This window comes from Myxacorys almedinensis A (assembly GCF_010091945.1).
Lineage (GTDB): Bacteria > Cyanobacteriota > Cyanobacteriia > Leptolyngbyales > Leptolyngbyaceae > Myxacorys > Myxacorys almedinensis.
Map to the genome: position 1 here is coordinate 1 of NZ_WVIE01000061.1, position 1,014 is coordinate 1,014.

The following is a 1,014-nucleotide window of genomic DNA, read 5'->3' on the forward strand; positions in this document are numbered from 1 at the left end:
ACGTGAGTTCGACGGATTAAAAGATGGCAGGAGGGAGAGCAGGCAAGCCTTTTGGCTGCAAGTCGAGCGAGGGTAACTTGGGCTGATAAGTGTAAGCAATCAACCCTGCTAACAAATTGACCAGGAAGTTCCAGCCACTGCGATGGCGCGAATGCTCGATCTGACAGATGTTCTTCAGTTGGTCGTTGACCGATTCAATGATCGCTCGTTTTCTGAGCAGGATTTTGTCGATGAGCTTGACGAGTCGCTGCTTCATGTTCTTGCGGGCTTTGGTCACAAGTTGTAGCCCCCGATTGTAGAGTTCCTCGAACAGGCGCTGAGAAATGTAGCCTCGGTCGCCGAACAGTTGACCAAAAATCCCTTGAGTCATTTCTGGTACAGGCTTGCGGTCGTCGGTGTTTGCAGGAGTCAGCTTAAATGCCAGCAACTCACCCCGCTCGTTGATAATCAGATGCAACTTGAAGCCGAACTTCCACCCAGTCGAACTTTTGCCCCACCCGACTTGATGCTTGAACACTCGATGAGCATGGGCACGGGCAGGATGACAGACTTCAATCGGCGTGGAATCGACAAACGCAATGCCTGTTACTTCTCCTTTGCGCGTGTTAAGAAAGCAACACAACAACATCAAGCACCACGGCATCAACTCCACAAAGCGGTTGTAGCTCACCAAATGGGGAAAGGCGCGTCGCCAGTGCGGTAGCACGGTCAGCGTGTAGAAATCCTTGAACGTTCTCGCACCCGACCCATGAAACGCAATCACGATGGTCATCACCTCGCTCAGTCGCATCCGCGAACCACTGCGTTTCTCTCCAGGCATTGACGGCAGTTGCGGTTGTTGTGACCAGCCTTGTTCAAAGGTCTGGCAAAAGTCATCCACATCGCAGAAAATCGCCGTCACATCAAGGCGCGATACGATAGTTTCCATAGCTGAGACTCGAAGGAATTTTACAACTCTTTCAAACGTAGTCTCAGCTTTCTTTTTGCGCTACCTTCCGTTCGTCGAACTCACGT

The 1,014-nt window shown here is 51.3% G+C and carries 1 protein-coding gene; it reads right to left on the reverse strand.

The window, feature by feature from the left end; genetic code table 11:
• Nucleotides 1-16: 16 nt before the first annotated feature.
• Nucleotides 17-928 (reverse strand): IS982 family transposase, encoded by a 912-nt coding sequence (locus tag GS601_RS22620; RefSeq protein WP_162425550.1) that lies wholly within the window; start codon nt 926-928, stop codon nt 17-19.
• Between the last annotated feature and the right edge of the window lie 86 nt (nt 929-1,014).